This window comes from Telluria sp. Soil_C_11 (assembly GCF_057657395.1).
The window spans coordinates 21556-39193 of record NZ_JBDGIN010000017.1 but is presented as its reverse complement, the minus strand read 5'-3'; the positions used below and the strand labels follow the sequence as shown (position 1 = coordinate 39193).

Here is a 17638-nt window from a genome sequence, read left to right as displayed (position 1 = left end):
TCAGACCCGCTCGACGATCAGGGCGATGCCCTGGCCCACGCCGATGCACATCGTGCACAGCGCATAGCGGCCGCCCGTGCGGTGCAGCTGGTTCACGGCCGCCGTGACCAGGCGCGCGCCGGACGCGCCGAGCGGATGGCCGAGGGCGATCGCGCCGCCGTTCGGATTCACGCGCGGGTCGTCGTCACGCAGGCCGAGGTCGCGCAGCACCGCCAGGCCCTGTGCGGCGAAGGCTTCGTTCAGTTCGATCACGTCCATCTGCTCGATCGTCAAACCGGTCATCTGCAGCAGCTTCCTGGTGGCCGGCGCCGGGCCGAAGCCCATGATGCGCGGTTCCAGGCCGACGGTCGTCATGCCCACCACGCGCGCGCGCGGAGTCAGCTGGTACTGGTCGAGCGCGGCGCTCGAGGCCAGCAGCAGCGCGCAGGCGCCGTCGTTCACGCCGGAGGCGTTACCCGCGGTGACCGAGCCGTCCGGCGTCACCACGCCCTTCAGTCTGGCCAGCGCTTCCAGGCTGACGTCCGGGCGCGGATGCTCGTCGGTGTCGAACACGCGCGACTCCCCTTTCTTCCCATGCAGCGTGACCGGCACGATCTCTTCCTTGAACACCCCGGCCGCGTTGGCGGCGGCCCAGCGCTGCTGGCTGCGCAGCGCGAAGGCATCCTGGTCGGCGCGGCTGATGCCGAATTCGCGCGCCACGTTCTCGGCCGTCTCCGGCATCGAGTCGATGCCATATTCCGCCTTCATCTTCGGGTTCACGAAGCGCCAGCCGATGGTGGTGTCTTCGATCTTCGCCGTGCGCGAGAAGGCACTGTCGGCCTTGCCCATCACGAAGGGCGCGCGGGTCATGCTCTCGACGCCGCCGGCGATGACGAGCTGCGCTTCGCCGGTGCGGATCGCGCGCGCGGCCAGGCCGACCGCGTCCAGGCTGGAGCCGCACAGGCGGTTGATGGTGCTGCCCGGGACGCTCGGCGGCAGGCCCGCCAGCAGGGCCGCCATGCGCGCCACGTTGCGGTTGTCCTCGCCGGCCTGGTTGGCGCAGCCGTAATAGACGTCGTCGACCCGGGCCCAGTCCACGCCCGGGTTGCGCTCGATCAGCGCCGCGATCGGCAGCGCGGCCAGGTCGTCGGCGCGCACGTTCGCCAATGCGCCGCCGAAGCGGCCGAAGGGGGTGCGGATGGCGTCGACGATGAATGCGTCAGTCATTGAAATATCTCCTGGGTTTATTTGTTACGCTGGTCGACCACGCGCCGGGCCTTGCCCGTCAGCGAACGCTCGATGCCTTGCGCAGGCAGCAGGTTCACGCTGGTGGTCACGCCGATATGGGTCTTGATGCGGTGCTTCAGTTCCTGGGCCAGGGCCTGCACGCGCTCGGGCGGGCAATCCCCTTCCCGCAGCTCGCAGCGCACTTCCAGCTTGTCGAGGTGGCCGTCCTTCGTCACCACCAGCTGGTAGTGCGGCGCCAGCGCCGGCATCTGCAGCACCTGTTCCTCGACCTGGCTGGGGAAGACGTTCACGCCGCGGATGATCAGCATGTCGTCCGAGCGGCCCGTGATGCGGCCCATGCGGCGCATCGAACGCGAGGTCGGCGGCAGCAAACGGGTCAGGTCGCGCGTGCGGTAGCGGACGATCGGCAGGGCTTCCTTGCTGAGCGACGTGAACACCAGCTCGCCCTCGGCGCCGTCCGGCAGCACCTCGCCGGTGTCCGGGTCGATGATCTCGGGGTAGAAGTGGTCTTCCCAGATCACCGGGCCGTCCTTGCTCTCGATGCATTCGCTGGCCACGCCCGGCCCCATCACTTCGGACAGGCCGTAGATGTCGACCGCGTCGATGCCGGCGCTCTCTTCGATCTCGCGGCGCATCGCGTCGGTCCAGGGCTCGGCGCCGAAGATGCCGACCTTCAGCGAGGAGGTGGCCGGATCGATCCCCTGGCGCTTGAATTCCTCGACGATGTTCAGCATGTACGACGGCGTGACCATGATGATCGAGGGCTGGAAGTCCTGGATCAGCTGGACCTGCTTTTCGGTCTGCCCGCCCGACATCGGCACCACGGTGCAGCCCAGGCGCTCGGCGCCGTAGTGGGCGCCCAGGCCGCCGGTGAACAGGCCGTAGCCGTAGGCGACATGGACCATGTCGCCGGCGCGTCCGCCGGCCGCGCGGATCGAGCGCGCCACCAGGTCGGCCCAGGTGTCGATGTCGCGCCTGGTGTAGCCGACCACGGTCGGCTTGCCGGTGGTGCCGGAGGAGGCGTGCACGCGCACCACCTGCTCGCGCGGCACCGCGAACAGGCCGAACGGATAGTTGTCGCGCAGGGTCTTCTTGTCGGTGAAGGGGAATTTCGCCAGGTCGGCCAAGGTCTCCAGGTCGTCCGGGTGCACGCCTTTCTCGTCGAAGGCACGGCGGTAGTGCGCCACGTTCTCGTAGGCGTGCCTGAGCGTCCGCTTCAGGCGCTCGAGCTGCACGGCCTGCAGCTCGTCGCGGCTGGCGCGCTCGATCGGTTCGAGGTCGCCCGGTTGAGGAATGCGTTGCACCATCACCTTCTCCTTTACTGGGTGTTGCCCACTTCCGCCACCATGCCGTTCACACGGTGGGATTTGCCGCGGAACAGCGCCACCTTGCGCCCTTCCTCGTTCGTGACCACGATGTCGTAGACGCCGGTCTTGCCGGACAGCGCCTGCTCCTGCGCTTCGGCCGTCAGCAGCTCGCCTTCGCGCCCCGGCGACAGGTAATCGATGCTGCAGCCGGCGCCGACCGTGTTGAAGTTGTGCGAGTTGCAGGCGAAGGCGAAGGCGCTGTCGGCCAGCATGAAGATGTAGCCGCCGTGGCAGGTGCCGTGGCCGTTCAGCATGTCGTCGCGCACGCGCATGCTCATGCGCGCGTAGCCGGGGCGGATCTCGTCCAGGGTCATGCCCAGCTGCTGGCTGGCCGGATCGCGTTCGTACATGGTCCTGCCGGCCAGCTCGGCCAGCTGCTGCGCATCAAACTGCATGGAATCGTGCTCCTTCCGGGTTGGCCGCCAGCTTGCGCCGCAGCAGCGGCGAGACGCGGTAGCGGTCTTCGCCATAGGTCTGGGCCAGGTGATGCAGCACGGCGACGATGTGGCGCAGGCCGACCGCGTCGGCCCAGGCCAGCGGCCCGCGCGGGTAGTTCACGCCCTTCTGCATCGCGATGTCAACGGCGCGCGCGCTGCACACGCCCTGGTTGACGGCGTCGGCCGCCTCGTTGGCCAGCATGGCGACGGTGCGCATCACGGCCATGCCGGGCACGTCGTCCAGGCGCGTGACCGTGAAGCCGGCGGCCTGGAACATGCCGACCGCGCCGCGCCAGGCTTCGTCGCTGCACTGGTCGGCCCTGGCCAGCGCGATGCGGGTGGCTTTCGCCGGGTCGAGCACCAGGTCGAACAGGACCGTGTTCGCATGGCCGTCGTCGGCCGCGCGCTGGGTCGCGCTGCGGCCGTCGCTCAGGTAGATGGCGGCGCCATGCACGTGGAAAGCCGGCTCTTCGCTGGTATCGGTGCCGTCGAACAGCGCCGGATGGCTGAGCGCGACGCCGGCCGCCCCCAGGCGTTCGGTGACGATGGACTTCAGTGGATCGAATACCGGGTCGACGACGTCGCGCTTGTGGGTGATGCGCACGGTGGTCGGACGCTCCACCGCGGGCTCGGCCTGCGCCGTCGGCATGGCGACACCCTCGCCGTAGCGGTAGAAGCCGCGCCCGGATTTACGGCCGAGGAAGCCGGCGTTCACCAGCTCCTGCTGCAGCACCGAAGGCGTGAAGCGCGGATCGTTGAAATAGGCCTTGAACACCGATTGCGTGACCGAGAAGTTGACGTCGTGGCCGATCAGGTCCATCAGCTCGAAGGGACCCATGCGGAAACCGCCCGCTTCGCGCATCACGGCGTCCAGCGTGGCCGCATCGGCCGCCTGTTCCTGCAGCAGGCGCAGCGCCTCGGCATAGTAGGGACGCGCCACGCGGTTGACGATGAAGCCCGGCGTGGACTTCGCGTGCACCGGGTTCTTGCCCCAGGCTTCGGCGGTGGCGTGGACGGTGTCGGCCACCGCCTTGTCGGTGGCGACGCCGCTGACCACTTCGACCAGCGCCATCAGCGGCACCGGGTTAAAGAAGTGCATGCCGGCCAGGCGCTCCGGGCGCTCCAGCTGGGCGGCGATGGCCGTCACCGAGATCGACGAGGTGTTGGTGGCGAGGATGCAGTCCGGGCCGACGATGGCTTCCAGTTCGGCGAACAGGGCGCGCTTGACGTCCAGGTCTTCGACGATGGCTTCGACGACCAGCGCCGCGTCCTTCAGCTCCGCCATCGATGCGGCCGGCTGCAGGCGTTCGCGCGCGAGGTCGGCTTCGGCGCCGCCCATCCGCCCTTTCTCGACCAGTTTTTCCCAGGCCTTGCCGATGCCGGCGATCGCCTTTGCCACTGCTTCCGGCCGCGTGTCGTACACCAGCACCCGGTGCCCCGCGGCGGCCGCCACCTGGGCAATCCCGGAACCCATGGCGCCGCTGCCGACCACGGCGACGACGCTGCCCTTTTCCAATGCCTGTGCCATTCCTTACTCTCCGTTGAAGTGCGGCTGGCGCTTTTCGATGAAGGCGGCCACGCCCTCGCGGTAGTCGTGGCTGTAGCCCAGTTCGCGCATCATGCCGGCTTCCAGCTGCAGTTGTTCCTGCAAGGTGTTGGTCCAGCTGGCCAGCATGGCTTTTTTCGTGAACGCCAGGCCCTTGGTCGGCGCGGCCGCGAAATGCTCGGCCATCGCCATCGCTTCCATCATCAGGGCTTCGTCCGGCACGCAGCGCCAGATCAGGCCCCATTGCTCGGCCTTCTCGGCCGGCAGCTTGTCGCCCAGCAGGGCCAGGCCCATGGCGCGCGCCGGGCCGACCAGGCGCGGCAGCACCCAGGTGCCGCCGGTGTCCGGAATCAGGCCCAGCTTGCAGAAGGCTTCGATGAAACTGGCGGACTTCGCGGCCAGCACGATGTCGCAGGCCAGCGCCAGGTTGGCGCCGGCGCCGGCCGCCACGCCATTCACCGCGCAGATCACGGGCATCGGCAGGGTGCGCAGGGTCGTGACCAGCGGGGCATAGTATTTTTCGACCGATTCGCCCAGATCGACGCCCGGCCGGTCCGCCGCAGCGGCGCCCGGCGCGACCGCGCGGTCGTTCAGGTCCTGGCCGGCGCAGAAACCGCGCCCGGCGCCGGTCAGCACCAGCACGCGCACCGACTTGTCGGCCTGCAGCGCGTCCAGGGCGTGGCGCACTTCGCCGTGCATGGCCTGGGTGAAGCTGTTCAGGCGGTCCGGGCGGTTGAGGGTGAGGACGGCGATGCCGTTCTGGATGGTGAATTGGATGGATTCGTAGGTCATGGGTGTCTCCTCCTTATTGTTATCCCGTCGTTCCCGCGAAGGCGGGAACGACGTGCTAGCGTTAGTGGCGCTTACTCATGCACGTCAAAATCAACGACAACCCGGTCCGTCACCGGAAAACTCTGGCAGCTCAACACGAACCCGCGCGCCACTTCGTAGTCTTCGAGCGCGTAGTTGACGTCCATCTCGACCTGCCCTTCCAGCACCTTGCAGCGGCAGGTCGAGCACACCCCGCCCTTGCAGGAGTAGCGCATGTCCAGCCCAGCGCGCAGGCCGGCGTCGAGCAGCGATTCCTTGTCCTTGTCCATCGTGAAGCTGGCGTGGACGCCGTCCATGATCACGGTGACGCCGGTCTGGTGGCGCGGTTCCGCCGATACCGGGCGCGGCTTGCGATCAGGCTTCGTCGCGCCGGCCGCGAACAGTTCGATGCGGATGCGCTCCTTCGGCATCCCTGCTTCCTGCAGGGCGTTCGAGACGCCGTGCATCATGTCTTCGGGGCCGCAGATGAAGGCGTAGTCGATGTTCTCGACGCGCAGCCAGTGCTGGAACAGCTGGCGGCACTTGTCCTCGGTGATGCGGCCGTGGAACAGCTCGATGTCCTGCGGTTCCCGGCTCATGATGTAGACCAGGTTCAGGCGCTCCAGGTACTGGTCCTTCAGGTCGGTCAGCTCGTCGCGGAAGATCACCGACGAGGACGCGCGGTTCCCGTACAGCAGGGTGAAGCGGCTGTTCGGCTCGGCCATCAGGGTGGTCTTGACGATCGACAGGATCGGCGTGATGCCGCTGCCGGCCGCGAACGCCAGGTAGTGGCGGCTGCTTTCCGGCTCGAGCGGCAGGTTGAAGCGGCCCTCCGGCGGCATCACGTCGATGGTGACGCCGGGACGGATGCATTCGTTGGCCCAGGTCGAGAACAGGCCGCCGTTCACACGCTTGATGGCGACGCGCAGGCAATCGTCCTGCACGGCGGAGCAGATCGAATAGGAACGGCGCACGTCCTCGCCGTCGATCATGGCGCGCAGGGTCAGGTGCTGTCCCTGCTGGTATGTGAAGGCATCGCGCAGGTTCGGCGGCACGTCGAAGGTGACGGCGATCGCGTCGCGCGTTTCATGCTTCACCTTGGCGACAGTCAGTGGATGGAATTTGCTCATCGTCTTAATGACACTTGAAGTAGTCGAAAGGCTCGCGGCAGTCGAGGCACTGGTACAGCGCCTTGCATGGCGTCGAGCCGAACTGGCTGGTGAGGCGGGTGTGCATGGAGCCGCAGTGCGGGCAGGCGACTTCCGGCTCCTGGATCGCATGGCGTTTCACACCGTGCTTCAGGGCGCTGATGTCGATCACCTGCTGCACCGGAGGCGCGATGCCGTAGCCCTTGAGGGCGGCCTTGCCGGCCTCGCTCATCCAGTCGGTGGTCCAGGCCGGCGACAGGCGGGTGGCGATGCGCACGCGCTGGAGCCCGCGCGCGCGCAAGGCGTTCTCCACGTCTTCGGCGATCACCTGCATCGCCGGGCAGCCGGAATAGGTCGGGGTGATGGTGACGACGCACTCGTCGCCGTCGAAGGCGACGTCGCGCACGATGCCGAGGTCGACCACCGAGATCACCGGGATCTCGGGGTCGGGCACCTCGCCGAGCCAGGCCCAGACCTGCGCGCTGTCGTTCACCCTTGCCTCCGTCATGGCTTTACCACTCGACGCCCGGATAGGCGCGCTGCAGGAACTGCATCTCGGCCAGGATGTAGCCGAGGCGCTCCGTGTGCCGGCCCTGCTTGCCGCCGCGCTGCATGTAGGCGTCGGGCGAGGGCATGGCCAGCGTGGCCTCGTCGAACACTTCGGCCACGTGCTGCAGGAAGGCCGCACGCAGGGTCTCCGCACTTGGTGCGACGCCCTGCTCCACCATCGCCTGGTCGGCTTCGTCGTAGAGGAAGACTTCGCCGGCATAGGTCCACAGCTCGTCGACGGCGGCCTGCATCCTGGCGTGGCTGGTGTCGGTGCCGTCGCCCAGGCGCACCACCAGGTCGCCGCTGCGGCGCAGGTGGTAGGTGACTTCCTTGAGCGATTTTTCCGCGATCTCGGCGATGCGCCGGTCGGTCGAATTCAGCAGTTCGCGCATCAGGAAGTAGTGCCAGGTGTCGAAGAAGAACTGGCGCACCATGGTCTGGGCGTAGTCGCCGTTCGGCTGCTCGACCAGCAGGACGTTGCGGAACTCGCGGCTGTCGCGCAGGTAGGCGAGGCGGTCTTCGTCGCGGCCATGGCCTTCGAGCTCGCCGGCATAGGTCAGCCACATGCGCGTTTGCCCAAGAAGGTCGAGCGCGACGTTGGTGAGCGCCATGTCCTCTTCCAGCGCCGGGCCCTTGCCGCACAACTGGGACAGCTGCTGGGACAGGATCAGGGCGTTGTCGCCCTGGCGCAGCAGGTATTCAAACTTCGCCTTGTCCACGCCGGGCCTCACAGGTTCTTGACTTCTTCCGGCATCGGGAAGAAGGTCGGGTGGCGATAGACCTTGCTGTTGGACGGCTCGAACAGCGCGTCCTTGTCGCTCGGGCTGGAGGCGACGATGTCGGCCGCCTTCACGACCCAGATCGAGACGCCTTCGTTACGCCGCGTGTAGACGTCGCGCGCATTGTTGATCGCCATCTCGGCATCCGGCGCGTGCAGGCTGCCGACGTGCTTGTGGGCGAGGCCGTGCTGGCTGCGGATGAAGACTTCCCAGAGGGGCCATTCTTTGCTCATTTTGTGTCTCCTTCAAATCCCGTCGTTCCCGCGTAGGCGGGAACCCAAGTTGCGTGCGTAGCCTGCGAACAAACTTGGGTCCCCGCCTGCGCGGGGAGTCGTTTCCGGCAGTGCCGGAAACGACGGTGTTTTTACGCGGCGGCCTTCTTCGCCGCCTGCTTGTCCGCATACGCCACCAGCGCATCGCGGAACCACTCGCCCTCTTCCCAGGCCTTCACGCGGGTGCGCAGGCGCTCCTTGTTGCAGGGGCCGTTGCCCTTCAGGACGTTGTGGAATTCGCTCCAGTCGATCTCGCCGAAATCGTAGTGGCCGCGTTCCTCGTTCCATTTCAGGTCGGGGTCGGGGATGGTGAGGCCGAGGAATTCGGCCTGCGGCACGGTCTGGTCGACCATGCGCTGGCGCAGTTCGTCGTTCGAGAACAGCTTGATCCGCCACTGGCTCGACTGGGCGCTGTTGACCGACTCGGCATCCGAGGGGCCGAACATCATCAGCGAGGGCCACCACCAGCGGTTCAGGGCGTCCTGCGCCATCGCCTTCTGTTCGGGCGAGCCCTGGGCCAGCTTCATCATGATGTCGTAGCCCTGGCGCGCGTGGAAGGACTCTTCCTTGCACACGCGGATCATGGCGCGCGCATACGGACCGTAGGAGCAGCGGCAGAGCGGGATCTGGTTGATGATGGCCGAGCCGTCGACCAGCCAGCCGATCGCGCCGATGTCGGCCCAGGTCAGGGTCGGGTAATTGAAGATGCTCGAGTACTTGGCCTTGCCGGCGTGGAGGGCGTCCAGCAACTCGTCGCGCGACACGCCCAGGGTCTCGGCGGCGCTGTACAGATACAGGCCATGGCCGGCCTCGTCCTGGATTTTCGCCAGCAGGATAGCCTTGCGCTTGAGCGTGGGCGCGCGCGTGACCCAGTTGCCTTCCGGGAGCTGGCCGACGATCTCGGAATGGGCGTGCTGGGAAATCTGGCGCACCAGGGTCTTGCGGTAAGCCTCGGGCATCCAGTCCTTCGGCTCGATCTTGACGCCGGCGTCGATGCGGGCCTGGAAAGCCTGTTCTTCGGCGCTCATGTCGTCGCGCGTCTGCACCTTCTTGAGGCCGGTTTCTACCATTTGGGCGTACATGGTTGTCTCCGTTTGTGTTCTGTCTGAATCCATAATACGATACAAAAAACGCGATGTACACAAGATTTTTGAATCATATCGAGACGCAACAATCTGCTGGAAATCTCGTGATTGCGGTAAAGTAACTATATGAACATCCTTACCAGCACGGAGTGGATAGCCCGCTTCCTGACTACCGATCCGCCGCGCTCCAAGTCGCTGGTGATGACGATCTTCGGCGACGCCATCGCCCCGCACGGCGCCCGCCTGTGGCTGGGCAGCCTGATCGAACTGGTGGCGCCGATGGGCGTCACCGACCGCCTGGTGCGCACCAGCGTGTTCCGCCTGGCGCAGGAGGGCTGGCTGGTCGCCAGCCGCGAGGGACGGCGCAGCAGCTATGCCCTGCTGCCCGAGGCCCGTCCGCGCTTCGAACGCGCGAACCGCCGCATCTACGCGCCGCCCGGGCTGAACTGGGACGGCCGCTGGACCATCGTCATGGCGCCCAACGGCAGCATCGACGCGGGCCTGCGCACGGCCGTGCGCAAGGAGCTCGAGTGGGAAGGCTACGCGATGCTGGCGCCCGGCCTGCTGGCGCATCCGGCGGCCGACCCGCCGCCGCTGGCCGAGATCCTCGAACGCGTGAAAGGCACCGGCAAGGTCTTCGTCTGCAGCGCCGCCGAGCTGCCGGATGCCGGCTCGCGCCCGCTCGGCGAACTGGTGCGCGAAGGATGGGACCTGTCCGGCGTGGTGACCGACTACCGCCGCTTCATCGACGAGTTCACGCCGCTGCTGACCGTATTGCGCGAGGAGCCGGAGCTGGCGCCGCAGGCCGCGTTCGTCGTGCGCAGCCTGCTGATCCACGCTTACCGACGGGTCCAGCTGCACGATCCGATGCTGCCGCTCGCGCTGCTGCCCCAGCCCTGGCCGGGATCGGAAGCCTACGCCCTGGCGCAGGCGATCTACCGGCTGACCTGGCAGCGGGCCGAGGCGCACCTGATGGACGTGCTGCGCAGGGAAGACGCGGACGCGCCGGAAGCCGACGCCGGGTTTTACGACAGGTTCGGCGGATTGCGCTGAGGCGCGCTCATCGACAAGCGGATCGTGTCGACGCTCAGCTCGAGGTCCAGGCGCGGCCAGTACAGGCAGGTATCGCCGATGCACTCGACCCGGCACAGCTGCGCCACCGTGGCATGCTCGAACCAGGGATACATGGCGAACGGCAAATAAAGCTCTTCCCGATTGCAGTGCAGCCAGAAGCCCTGGCTGTCGATGCTGGTGATGTCGGCGCGTGACACGCGGATTTCATTCTTCATTGTTTTCCTCACAAACGAGAACGTTAACAAAAGCCAGAGACCCGGCATTTGAGCGGCAGCAGATGAGCCGATTTGCGTGCCGAAACCAGGAGTGGTTATCATGCATGCCTTACCACTCAATTACAGGGCCTTGTAAAACCGTAGCGAGCGGCGGCAATGTTGGTCGAGAAGCGCAGCTGTACGAGTAGTACAGCGAGCATCGCAGACCGGCAGTGCAACGCGCAGTAGGTTTTGCGAGGCCCCTACTACAAGGCATACCATGTCTATTAAGATCAGCAGCCAGTTCGACGCTGGCGCCATCGATATCGTGAACGCCACGAGCGCGAACGCCATCGACCTGAACATCCGCAAGGATTCGCACGCCGACATCGTCCAGTGGTTCTACTTCCGCCTCCAGGGCGCGCAGGCGCAGCCCTGCACGATCCGCCTGCTGAACGCCGGCCAGTCGGCCTATCCGAAGGGCTGGGAAGACTACAACGCGATGGCGAGCTATGACCGCATCAACTGGTTCCGCGTGCCGACCAGCTTCGACGGCCAGGTACTCACCATCGAGCACACCCCGGCCATGGACAGCGTGTATTACGCCTACTTCGAGCCGTATTCCTGGGAGCGCCACCTGGAGCTGCTCGACCGCGCCCAGCTGTCCGAGCACGTGCGCATGGTCGACCTCGGCTCGACCGTCGACGGCCGCGACCTGAACATGCTGATCATCGGCGAACCCGCCGAAGGCAAGAAGAAGGTCTGGGTGATCGCCCGCCAGCACCCGGGCGAGACGATGGCCGAATGGTTCGTCGAAGGCATGCTCGACGCCCTGCTCGATCCGGCCCATCCGTTCGGACGCCAGCTGCTGAAGGAAACCGTGTTCTACGTGGTGCCGAACATGAACCCGGACGGCTCGGTGCGCGGCAACCTGCGCACCAATGCCGCCGGCGCCAACCTGAACCGCGAGTGGATGAACCCGACCATGGAACGCAGCCCGGAAGTCTTCCTGGTGCGCCAGAAGATGCACGAGGTCGGGGTCGACATGTGCCTGGACGTGCACGGCGACGAAGGCCTGCCCTACGTGTTCATCGCCGGCAGCGAATCGCTGCCGAACTTCACCGCCGAGCAGGCCGCCGCGCAGAAAGCCTTCTCGGATGCCTTCATGGTCGCCAGCCCGGACTTCCAGGACGTGCATGGCTACGGCGAAACCCCGTACAGCGAAGAGACCCTGACCATGGGCTCGCCGCACATCACCCATGCCTTCGGCTGCCTGTCGCTGACCCTGGAACTGCCGTTCAAGGACAACGCCAACGACCCCGACCCGCAGGTCGGCTGGGACGGCGCGCGCAGCGCCCGCCTCGGCGCCGCCGTGCTGCAGCCGGTGCTGCAGGCGGTCCGCGCCATCAAGTAAGACTGGACGAGCCCCCCTGCCCATCCGGGAACCGGCCTGCGCCGCCCGTGTCAAAAGCATGAGCGACGGTCAGGAGCAGGGACGGGAATGGGAAGTGTGTATCGGCCAGGTGAAAGTCCGGAACCGGGGGCGCCGCCTCCGGCCGGACTGGCGCTGGGCGACGCGTGGTTCTGGCATGCCGAACAGACGCTCTTGCAGGCGCTGGTCGAGCATCCGCAGGTCGCGCCCGAGCATGCGGCCATCCGCCTGCTCGGCTTCAACGGCGCGCGGCTCAACGAATACATCGGCGATGGCGCGTATGCCAGCGTGATCCGCACGCACCTGTCGCCGGAATTCCACTTCAGCGAGTGCTATCTCGGCGGCTTCGCCAACGACGCCCTCGAGCACCGGCTGGCGCTGCGCGACGACTGCTCCGCCGCATCCGACCCGGCCGCCTGCTTCTCGGCGGCGCGCCTCGACCTGCTGCTGTACCACATCAGCGAAGGCCTGAACGGCATCATCCGCGCCATCCGCTGGGCCTACCGCAAGACGCCCTGGCAGCAGCCGATCTTCCTGAACGGCTATGACTATCCGGTGCCCGACGGCCGCGGCTTCGTCGACAGCCATGGCGGCTGGATCACGACCATCATGGACGACGCCAACGTCGATCCCGACCTGGCCTTCCGTACCGAAGTGATGCGATTGATGATCGACCTTGTGAACGACGAGGTCTTGAAGGAATTCCACTCGCCCCTGGAGCGCGTGTTCCACGTCGACAGCCGCGGCATCCTGGCTTCCGACCCCGGGCACTACGCCCGGGACTGGGAAAACGAGGGTTACCCGACCCGCGAGGGCTTCATGAAGATCCTGGAGCAGGCATGGATGCCCATGCTCCGCCCCTTCCGGATCGTCCAGTAGGAGGTTCCCTTTAGAGGAAAGTAAACACCTGCTCTTCGGCCAGGCGCGATTTCGGCAGGCCGGCGTTGAAGTCGGTCTCGGCGTGGTAGCCGAAGCTCAGCATCACCAGGCTCGTCAGGCCGCGCTCGTGCAGGCCGAATTCCGCGTCCAGCGCGGCGACGTCGATGCCTTCCATCGGCGTGGTGTCGATGCCGAGGTTGGCCGCGCCCAGCATGGCGCTCCCGAGGGCGATGTAGACCTGCTTTTCCAGCCACTGCGGCAGGTCTTTCTGGCCGTAGCGGTGCAGGTTCACATAGCCCTGGCGGCCCTTGGCCTGGCCGGCTTTCGCGGCGTCGTCGCGGAAGCGGCCGTCGCGCTGTTCCTGCTCGAGGATGTTGTCGAGGTGCTGCTGGTCGGCGTCGGCGCGCACGCAGAACAGGATCACGTGCGAGGCTTGCGTGATCTTCGGTTCGTTGTACGAGAAACCGCCCTGGGCGCCCTTGGCCATGCGCGCCTTGGCTTCCGGCGTGCTGGCGACGATGAAGTGCCAGGGCTGCGAGTTCACCGACGATGGGCTGTGGCGCAGCAGGCCGTAGATCTGCTGCATCAGCTCGTCGGGGACGCGGCGGGTCGGGTCGTAGGCCTTGGCGGTGTGGCGCTTGGTGGCTGCTGAGAGAATGTTCATGCGGTTCCTAAATGTGGGATGCAATGCGGTGCGATGCATATCCACACATTATTGCAGGAACCGAATTTAGCTGCCGGCAACCACCATTTTCTCGATCAGGATCGACCCGGTCGACTTGTTGCCGCGCGTCAGCACATCATTGCCGATGCCGACGATGGACTGGAACATGTCCTTCATGTTGCCCGCGATCGTGATTTCCTCGACCGGGTACTGGATGACGCCGTTCTCGACCCAGTAGCCGGACGCGCCGCGCGAATAGTCGCCGGTGACATAGTTGGTGCCCTGCCCCATCAGCTCGGTGACCAGGAGGCCGGTGCCCATCTTGCGCAGCATGCCTTCGAAGTCGTCGGCGATTTTCGTTTCCTTCGACACCATTTCGAGGTTGTGCGAGCCGCCGGCATTGCCGGTGGTCTGCATGCCCAGCTTGCGTGCCGAGTAAGAGGACAGGAAATAGCCCTGCAGCACGCCGTCGCTGACGACCTTGCGGGTCTGGGTGCGCACGCCTTCTTCGTCGAAGGGCGAGGAACCGACGGCGCCGACGATATGCGGGTCTTCGACGATCTGGATGTGCGACGGGAAGATTTGCTGGCCCAGCGTATCGAGCAGGAAGCTCGACTTGCGGTACAGGGCGCCGCCCGACGTTGCCTGGACGAAAGCGCCGAGCAGGCCGGCGGCCAGCGGAGCTTCGAACAGCACCGGGCAGGTGCGGGTATCGAGCTTGCGCGCGTTCAGGCGGGCCAGCGCGCGCTCGGCGGCGTAGCGGCCGACCTTTTCGGCGTCGGCCAGTTTTTTCGGGTCGCGCGCCGAGGTGTACCAGTCGTCGCGCTGCATCTTGTTGCCCTTGCCGGCGATCGGCGCGACCGACAGGGTGTGGCGCGAGAACGGGTAGCCGGCGCAGAAGCCGAGGCTGTTGGCGGCCACGAAGTGCGACTGCTGGACGTAGACGCTGGCGCCTTCGCTGTTGGTGATGCGCTTGTCGACGCCGAAGGCGGCCGCCTCGCAGCGCTGGGCGATGCACACGGCTTCCTCGGCGTCGATGTCCCAGGGGTAGCACAGGCGCAGGTCGCGCGGGTTCGTTTCCAGCAGATCGGCGTCCGGCAGGCCGGCGGCCGGGTCTTCGGCGGTGAAGCGGGCGATGTTGTAGGCCGCCTCCACCGTGGCGCGCAGCGAGGCGCTGGAGAAATCGGAGGTATTGGCGTGGCCGCGGCGCTGGCCGCAGTAGATGGTCACGCCGATGCCTTTGTCCTTGTTCTGCTCGATGGTCTCGACCTGGCCCTTGCGCACCGTCACCGCCAGCCCGCTACCCTCGCTGATCTCGACCGATGCGTCGCTGGCGCCGGTTTCCTTGGCAATTGCCAGCACGTCCTGTGCGAGCTGCTTGAGCTGATCCTGGGTATGGGTGAAGACGGAGTCGTTCATGTGCGTTTTTCGTAGCGAGCCCTAAAACAGTTATCATAGCAGCCGTTTACCGTTTTTACCGTCAAGCCGTGCGCTTGGCGAATCCAGATCATCATGCCAAATGCAAACCGCGGCGCTGTCGGCTTCCGCTCCGACGAGTTCGAACCGGAATACGACCGCCCTTCCAAGTCCGAACTCAAGCGCCAGAGCAACGAATTACAGAAGCTCGGCGAACAGCTGATCGAGGCGCCGCGCGACCGCGTCAAGCGCGTGCCGATGCCGGACGAAGTCAAGGATGCCATCCTGATGGCCCAGACCATCACCAACCACGAAGGCCGCCGCCGCCAGCTGCAGTACGTGGGCAAGATGATGCGCAGCCTCGACGAAGAGGAAGTCGCCGTCATCCAGCGCACCATCGAGAGCTGGAAAGGCACGTCGAAGGCCGAAGCCGCCGCCCTGCACGCGCTGGAACGCCGCCGCGAGAAGCTGCTGGCCGACGACAAGGCCCTCACCCAGCTGCTGGAAGAGCATCCGCAACTGGACGTGCAGCACCTGCGCACCCTGATCCGCAACGCCCGCAAGGAGCAGGCCGAGAACAAGCCGCCCAAGGCCTACCGCGAGATCTTCCAGATCCTGAAGGACCTGGCCAAGCCGGCCAAGACCGCCGCTCCGAGCGACGAGGACGAAGGCGAAGAAGACGATGAGTCTGGAGAATAAGGTGCAGGAACTGGTCGTCGGCCTGGTCTCGGTCTCGGACCGCGCCAGCGGCGGCGTCTACGAGGACAAGGGCATCCCGGCCCTGCAGGAGTGGCTGGCCAGGGCGCTGACCACCCCGTTCCGCGTCGAGACCCGCCTGATCCCGGACAACCGCGACGATATCGAGCGCACCCTCGTCGAACTCGTGGATGAAGTCCGCTGCCACCTGGTGCTGACCACCGGCGGCACCGGCCCGGCGCGGCGCGACGTCACGCCCGAGGCGACGCTCGCCATCGGCACCAAGGAGATGCCGGGCTTCGGCGAGCAGATGCGCCAGGTCAGCCTGCACTTCGTGCCGACCGCGATCCTGTCGCGCCAGGTGGCGGTGATCCGCGAGACGCCGGACCACGCTGCCCTGGTCATGAACCTGCCGGGCCAGCCGAAGTCGATCAAGGAAACCCTCGAGGGCCTGAAGGACGCCAACGGCGAGACCGTCGTCAACGGCATCTTCGCCGCGGTCCCCTACTGCATCGACCTGATCGGCGGCCCTTACAGCGATACCAATCCGGACGTCTGCACCGCCTGGCGCCCGAAGAAAAAACAAGGATGAGCGCATGAGCGAGCTGCTCGAACACGTCACCGTCGACACCAGCGACAACCCCGAAGTCTCCGTCATCTGGCTGCACGGCCTGGGCGCGGACGGCAACGACTTCGTACCCATCGTGCGCGAACTGGACCTGGCGGGCCTGCCGGGCATCCGCTTCATCTTCCCGCATGCGCGCACGATGCCGGTCACCATCAACGGCGGCTACGTGATGCGCGCCTGGTACGACATCACCGGCGCCGAACTGACGCGGCGCGAGGACGAGGCCGGCCTGCGCGCCTCGCAGAAGGAAGTCGAAGCCTTCATCGCGCGCGAAAAGGCGCGCGGCATCCCGGCCTCGCGCATCGTCCTGGCCGGCTTTTCGCAGGGCTGCGCGATGACGATCCAGGCCGGCCTGCGGCATCCGGAAACGCTGGCCGGCATGCTCTGCCTGTCCGGCTACGTGCCCCTGTCGGCGACGCTGGCTACCGAGCGCACCCAGGAAAGCCTGGCCACGCCGATCTTCATGGCCCACGGCCGCCACGACAACGTGGTGCCCATCAACCGCGCCGAGATGTCGCGCGACCTGCTGGTCTCGCTGGGCTACCAGGTCGAGTGGCACGAGTACGCCATGCAGCACTCGGTGTGCCTCGAGGAAGTCCAGGCCATGTCGGCCTTCTTCAAAAAAGTATTGGGGTAAGCGATGGCAAAGAAGGAAGAACTCGACGAAGAGACGATGGCACTGATTAACTGGTGCATCGAAGTCGAAAAACACCTGGTGGCCGGCGGCGCCACCCAGAAGCAGGCGCAGGAACACATCGAAGAGAACGTCGAGTGGTTCACCGATATGTTCTACGATGAGTTGACGCCGGAGCAGGCGGCCAAGGAAGCGCTGGCCTGAGGGCAGCGGCCCCCGCTCACTCGGGCAGGGGGCTCGCGCTGGACGGCGGCGCCTCGGTCTGCGCCGCGTTCATCAGCATCGCCAGGAAGGTGTAGTAGCCGTTCACGCCCATCAGGTCGACCACGCCCTGCTCTCCGAACAGCGCCAGTGCGCCGTCATAGACGCGGTCCGACACCCGCTTGTCGCGCTGCAGCTCGACGCAGAAATCGTAGACCGCTTCCTCCTCGGCCGACATGGCTTGCGGGCGCTCACGCCGCGCGATGGCATCGATCACGTCGATCGCGATGCCGGCCTGCTGCGCGATCGGGGCGTGGATCGCCCATTCCACCTGCTGGTTCCATGCGCGCGCGGTGACCAGGATCGCCAGCTCGGACAGGCGCGTCCCGATGGCGCTGCGATAGCGCAGGTATTCGCCGAGACGCTGCGCATGGCCCATCAGCTCGGGGCTGCGCAGCAGCGGCACGAAAGGCCCGTAGAGGGCGCCGCGCGGGCCGTTGACGATCTCCGAGGCCGCTTCGCGCTGGGCATCGGTCCATTGGTCGGGAGGGAGGGGGCGGAGGCGGTCTGTCATGCAGGAAATATTCGCACGGCTGCCGG

Annotated in this window: 21 protein-coding genes; 7 read left to right on the top strand and 14 right to left on the bottom strand. The window is 66.4% G+C overall.

The annotated features are described in order from the left end of the window. The 10 genes from pcaF to paaA form a co-directional block, all read right to left on the bottom strand. On the bottom strand, nt 1-1206 hold the full coding sequence (gene pcaF, locus AC3A6M_RS20940; protein ID WP_487854646.1) for a 3-oxoadipyl-CoA thiolase: 1206 nt from the start codon (nt 1204-1206) through the stop codon (nt 1-3). Nucleotides 1207-1223: 17 nt separating this feature from the next. Then, nucleotides 1224-2534, bottom strand: coding sequence for a phenylacetate--CoA ligase PaaK (gene paaK, locus AC3A6M_RS20935; RefSeq protein WP_487854645.1), 1311 nt, complete (start codon nt 2532-2534; stop codon nt 1224-1226). 11 nt (nt 2535-2545) lie between these two features. Beyond that, nucleotides 2546-2989: a hydroxyphenylacetyl-CoA thioesterase PaaI gene (gene paaI / locus AC3A6M_RS20930; RefSeq protein WP_487854644.1), complete on the bottom strand. Its 444-nt coding sequence runs from the start codon at nt 2987-2989 to the stop codon at nt 2546-2548. After that, nucleotides 2979-4559 carry a 3-hydroxyacyl-CoA dehydrogenase PaaH gene (paaH, locus tag AC3A6M_RS20925; RefSeq protein ID WP_487854643.1) on the bottom strand — a complete coding sequence of 527 codons (1581 nt, stop codon included), beginning with the start codon at nt 4557-4559 and terminating at the stop codon, nt 2979-2981. The genes paaI and paaH overlap by 11 nt, the downstream gene beginning before the upstream one ends. A 3-nt stretch (nt 4560-4562) precedes the next feature. Next, entirely contained in the window at nt 4563-5369 is an 807-nt protein-coding gene (gene paaG / locus AC3A6M_RS20920) for a 2-(1,2-epoxy-1,2-dihydrophenyl)acetyl-CoA isomerase PaaG (protein WP_487854642.1), read from the bottom strand. A 71-nt stretch (nt 5370-5440) separates the two neighbouring features. Then, entirely contained in the window at nt 5441-6517 is a 1077-nt protein-coding gene (gene paaE / locus AC3A6M_RS20915) for a 1,2-phenylacetyl-CoA epoxidase subunit PaaE (RefSeq protein ID WP_487854641.1), read from the bottom strand. Nucleotides 6518-6521: 4 nt separating this feature from the next. Beyond that, on the bottom strand, nt 6522-7043 hold the full coding sequence (paaD, locus tag AC3A6M_RS20910; protein WP_487854640.1) for a 1,2-phenylacetyl-CoA epoxidase subunit PaaD: 522 nt from the start codon (nt 7041-7043) through the stop codon (nt 6522-6524). A gap of 4 nt (nt 7044-7047) precedes the next feature. Continuing rightward, nucleotides 7048-7803 (bottom strand): 1,2-phenylacetyl-CoA epoxidase subunit PaaC, encoded by a 756-nt coding sequence (gene paaC, locus AC3A6M_RS20905; protein WP_487854639.1) that lies wholly within the window; start codon nt 7801-7803, stop codon nt 7048-7050. An 8-nt stretch (nt 7804-7811) separates the two neighbouring features. Then, entirely contained in the window at nt 7812-8096 is a 285-nt protein-coding gene (gene paaB, locus AC3A6M_RS20900; protein ID WP_047821541.1) for a 1,2-phenylacetyl-CoA epoxidase subunit PaaB, read from the bottom strand. Nucleotides 8097-8227: 131 nt separating this feature from the next. Further along, nucleotides 8228-9217, bottom strand: a complete 990-nt coding sequence (gene paaA, locus AC3A6M_RS20895) for a 1,2-phenylacetyl-CoA epoxidase subunit PaaA (protein ID WP_487854638.1) — start codon at nt 9215-9217, stop codon at nt 8228-8230. A gap of 129 nt (nt 9218-9346) precedes the next feature. On the opposite strand from paaA, the gene paaX reads away from it, so the two are divergent. Further along, nucleotides 9347-10273 (top strand): phenylacetic acid degradation operon negative regulatory protein PaaX, encoded by a 927-nt coding sequence (gene paaX / locus AC3A6M_RS20890; RefSeq protein ID WP_487854637.1) that lies wholly within the window; start codon nt 9347-9349, stop codon nt 10271-10273. On the opposite strand, the gene AC3A6M_RS20885 is transcribed toward paaX, so the two are convergent. Further along, nucleotides 10246-10509, bottom strand: a complete 264-nt coding sequence (locus AC3A6M_RS20885; protein ID WP_487854636.1) for a DUF2442 domain-containing protein — start codon at nt 10507-10509, stop codon at nt 10246-10248. The two genes, paaX and AC3A6M_RS20885, sit on opposite strands and share 28 nt — an antisense overlap. A 259-nt stretch (nt 10510-10768) precedes the next feature. On the opposite strand from AC3A6M_RS20885, the gene AC3A6M_RS20880 reads away from it, so the two are divergent. Further along, a complete protein-coding gene (locus tag AC3A6M_RS20880; RefSeq protein ID WP_487854635.1) occupies nt 10769-11902 on the top strand; it encodes a M14 family metallopeptidase in 1134 nt (377 codons plus the stop codon). A gap of 87 nt (nt 11903-11989) precedes the next feature. Continuing rightward, entirely contained in the window at nt 11990-12799 is an 810-nt protein-coding gene (locus AC3A6M_RS20875) for a hypothetical protein (protein WP_487854634.1), read from the top strand. Nucleotides 12800-12809: 10 nt separating this feature from the next. Here the strand turns inward: AC3A6M_RS20875 and nfsB are convergent, their stop codons facing one another. Both nfsB and pmbA read right to left on the bottom strand, forming a co-directional pair. Then, nucleotides 12810-13463, bottom strand: coding sequence for an oxygen-insensitive NAD(P)H nitroreductase (gene nfsB, locus AC3A6M_RS20870; protein ID WP_487854633.1), 654 nt, complete (start codon nt 13461-13463; stop codon nt 12810-12812). A 66-nt stretch (nt 13464-13529) separates the two neighbouring features. After that, nucleotides 13530-14882 carry a metalloprotease PmbA gene (gene pmbA / locus AC3A6M_RS20865; RefSeq protein WP_487854632.1) on the bottom strand — a complete coding sequence of 451 codons (1353 nt, stop codon included), beginning with the start codon at nt 14880-14882 and terminating at the stop codon, nt 13530-13532. Nucleotides 14883-14975: 93 nt separating this feature from the next. Here pmbA and yjgA point away from each other — a divergent pair, with 93 nt between their 5' ends. From yjgA to AC3A6M_RS20845, 4 genes are read left to right on the top strand one after another with little or no spacing between them, the layout of a single operon-like run. After that, nucleotides 14976-15578: a ribosome biogenesis factor YjgA gene (yjgA, locus tag AC3A6M_RS20860; protein WP_487854631.1), complete on the top strand. Its 603-nt coding sequence runs from the start codon at nt 14976-14978 to the stop codon at nt 15576-15578. Continuing rightward, on the top strand, nt 15562-16167 hold the full coding sequence (gene mog, locus AC3A6M_RS20855) for a molybdopterin adenylyltransferase (protein ID WP_487854630.1): 606 nt from the start codon (nt 15562-15564) through the stop codon (nt 16165-16167). The genes yjgA and mog overlap by 17 nt, the downstream gene beginning before the upstream one ends. Nucleotides 16168-16171: 4 nt before the next feature. Then, the gene (locus tag AC3A6M_RS20850) at nt 16172-16840 is read left to right on the top strand and encodes an alpha/beta hydrolase (RefSeq protein ID WP_487854629.1); all 669 of its coding nucleotides are present in this window, start codon (nt 16172-16174) and stop codon (nt 16838-16840) included. 3 nt (nt 16841-16843) lie between these two features. Then, on the top strand, nt 16844-17041 hold the full coding sequence (locus tag AC3A6M_RS20845; protein WP_230026771.1) for a hypothetical protein: 198 nt from the start codon (nt 16844-16846) through the stop codon (nt 17039-17041). Nucleotides 17042-17057: 16 nt separating this feature from the next. Here AC3A6M_RS20845 and AC3A6M_RS20840 read toward each other — a convergent pair whose 3' ends face one another. After that, nucleotides 17058-17612, bottom strand: coding sequence for a carboxymuconolactone decarboxylase family protein (locus AC3A6M_RS20840; RefSeq protein WP_487854628.1), 555 nt, complete (start codon nt 17610-17612; stop codon nt 17058-17060). Between the last annotated feature and the right edge of the window lie 26 nt (nt 17613-17638).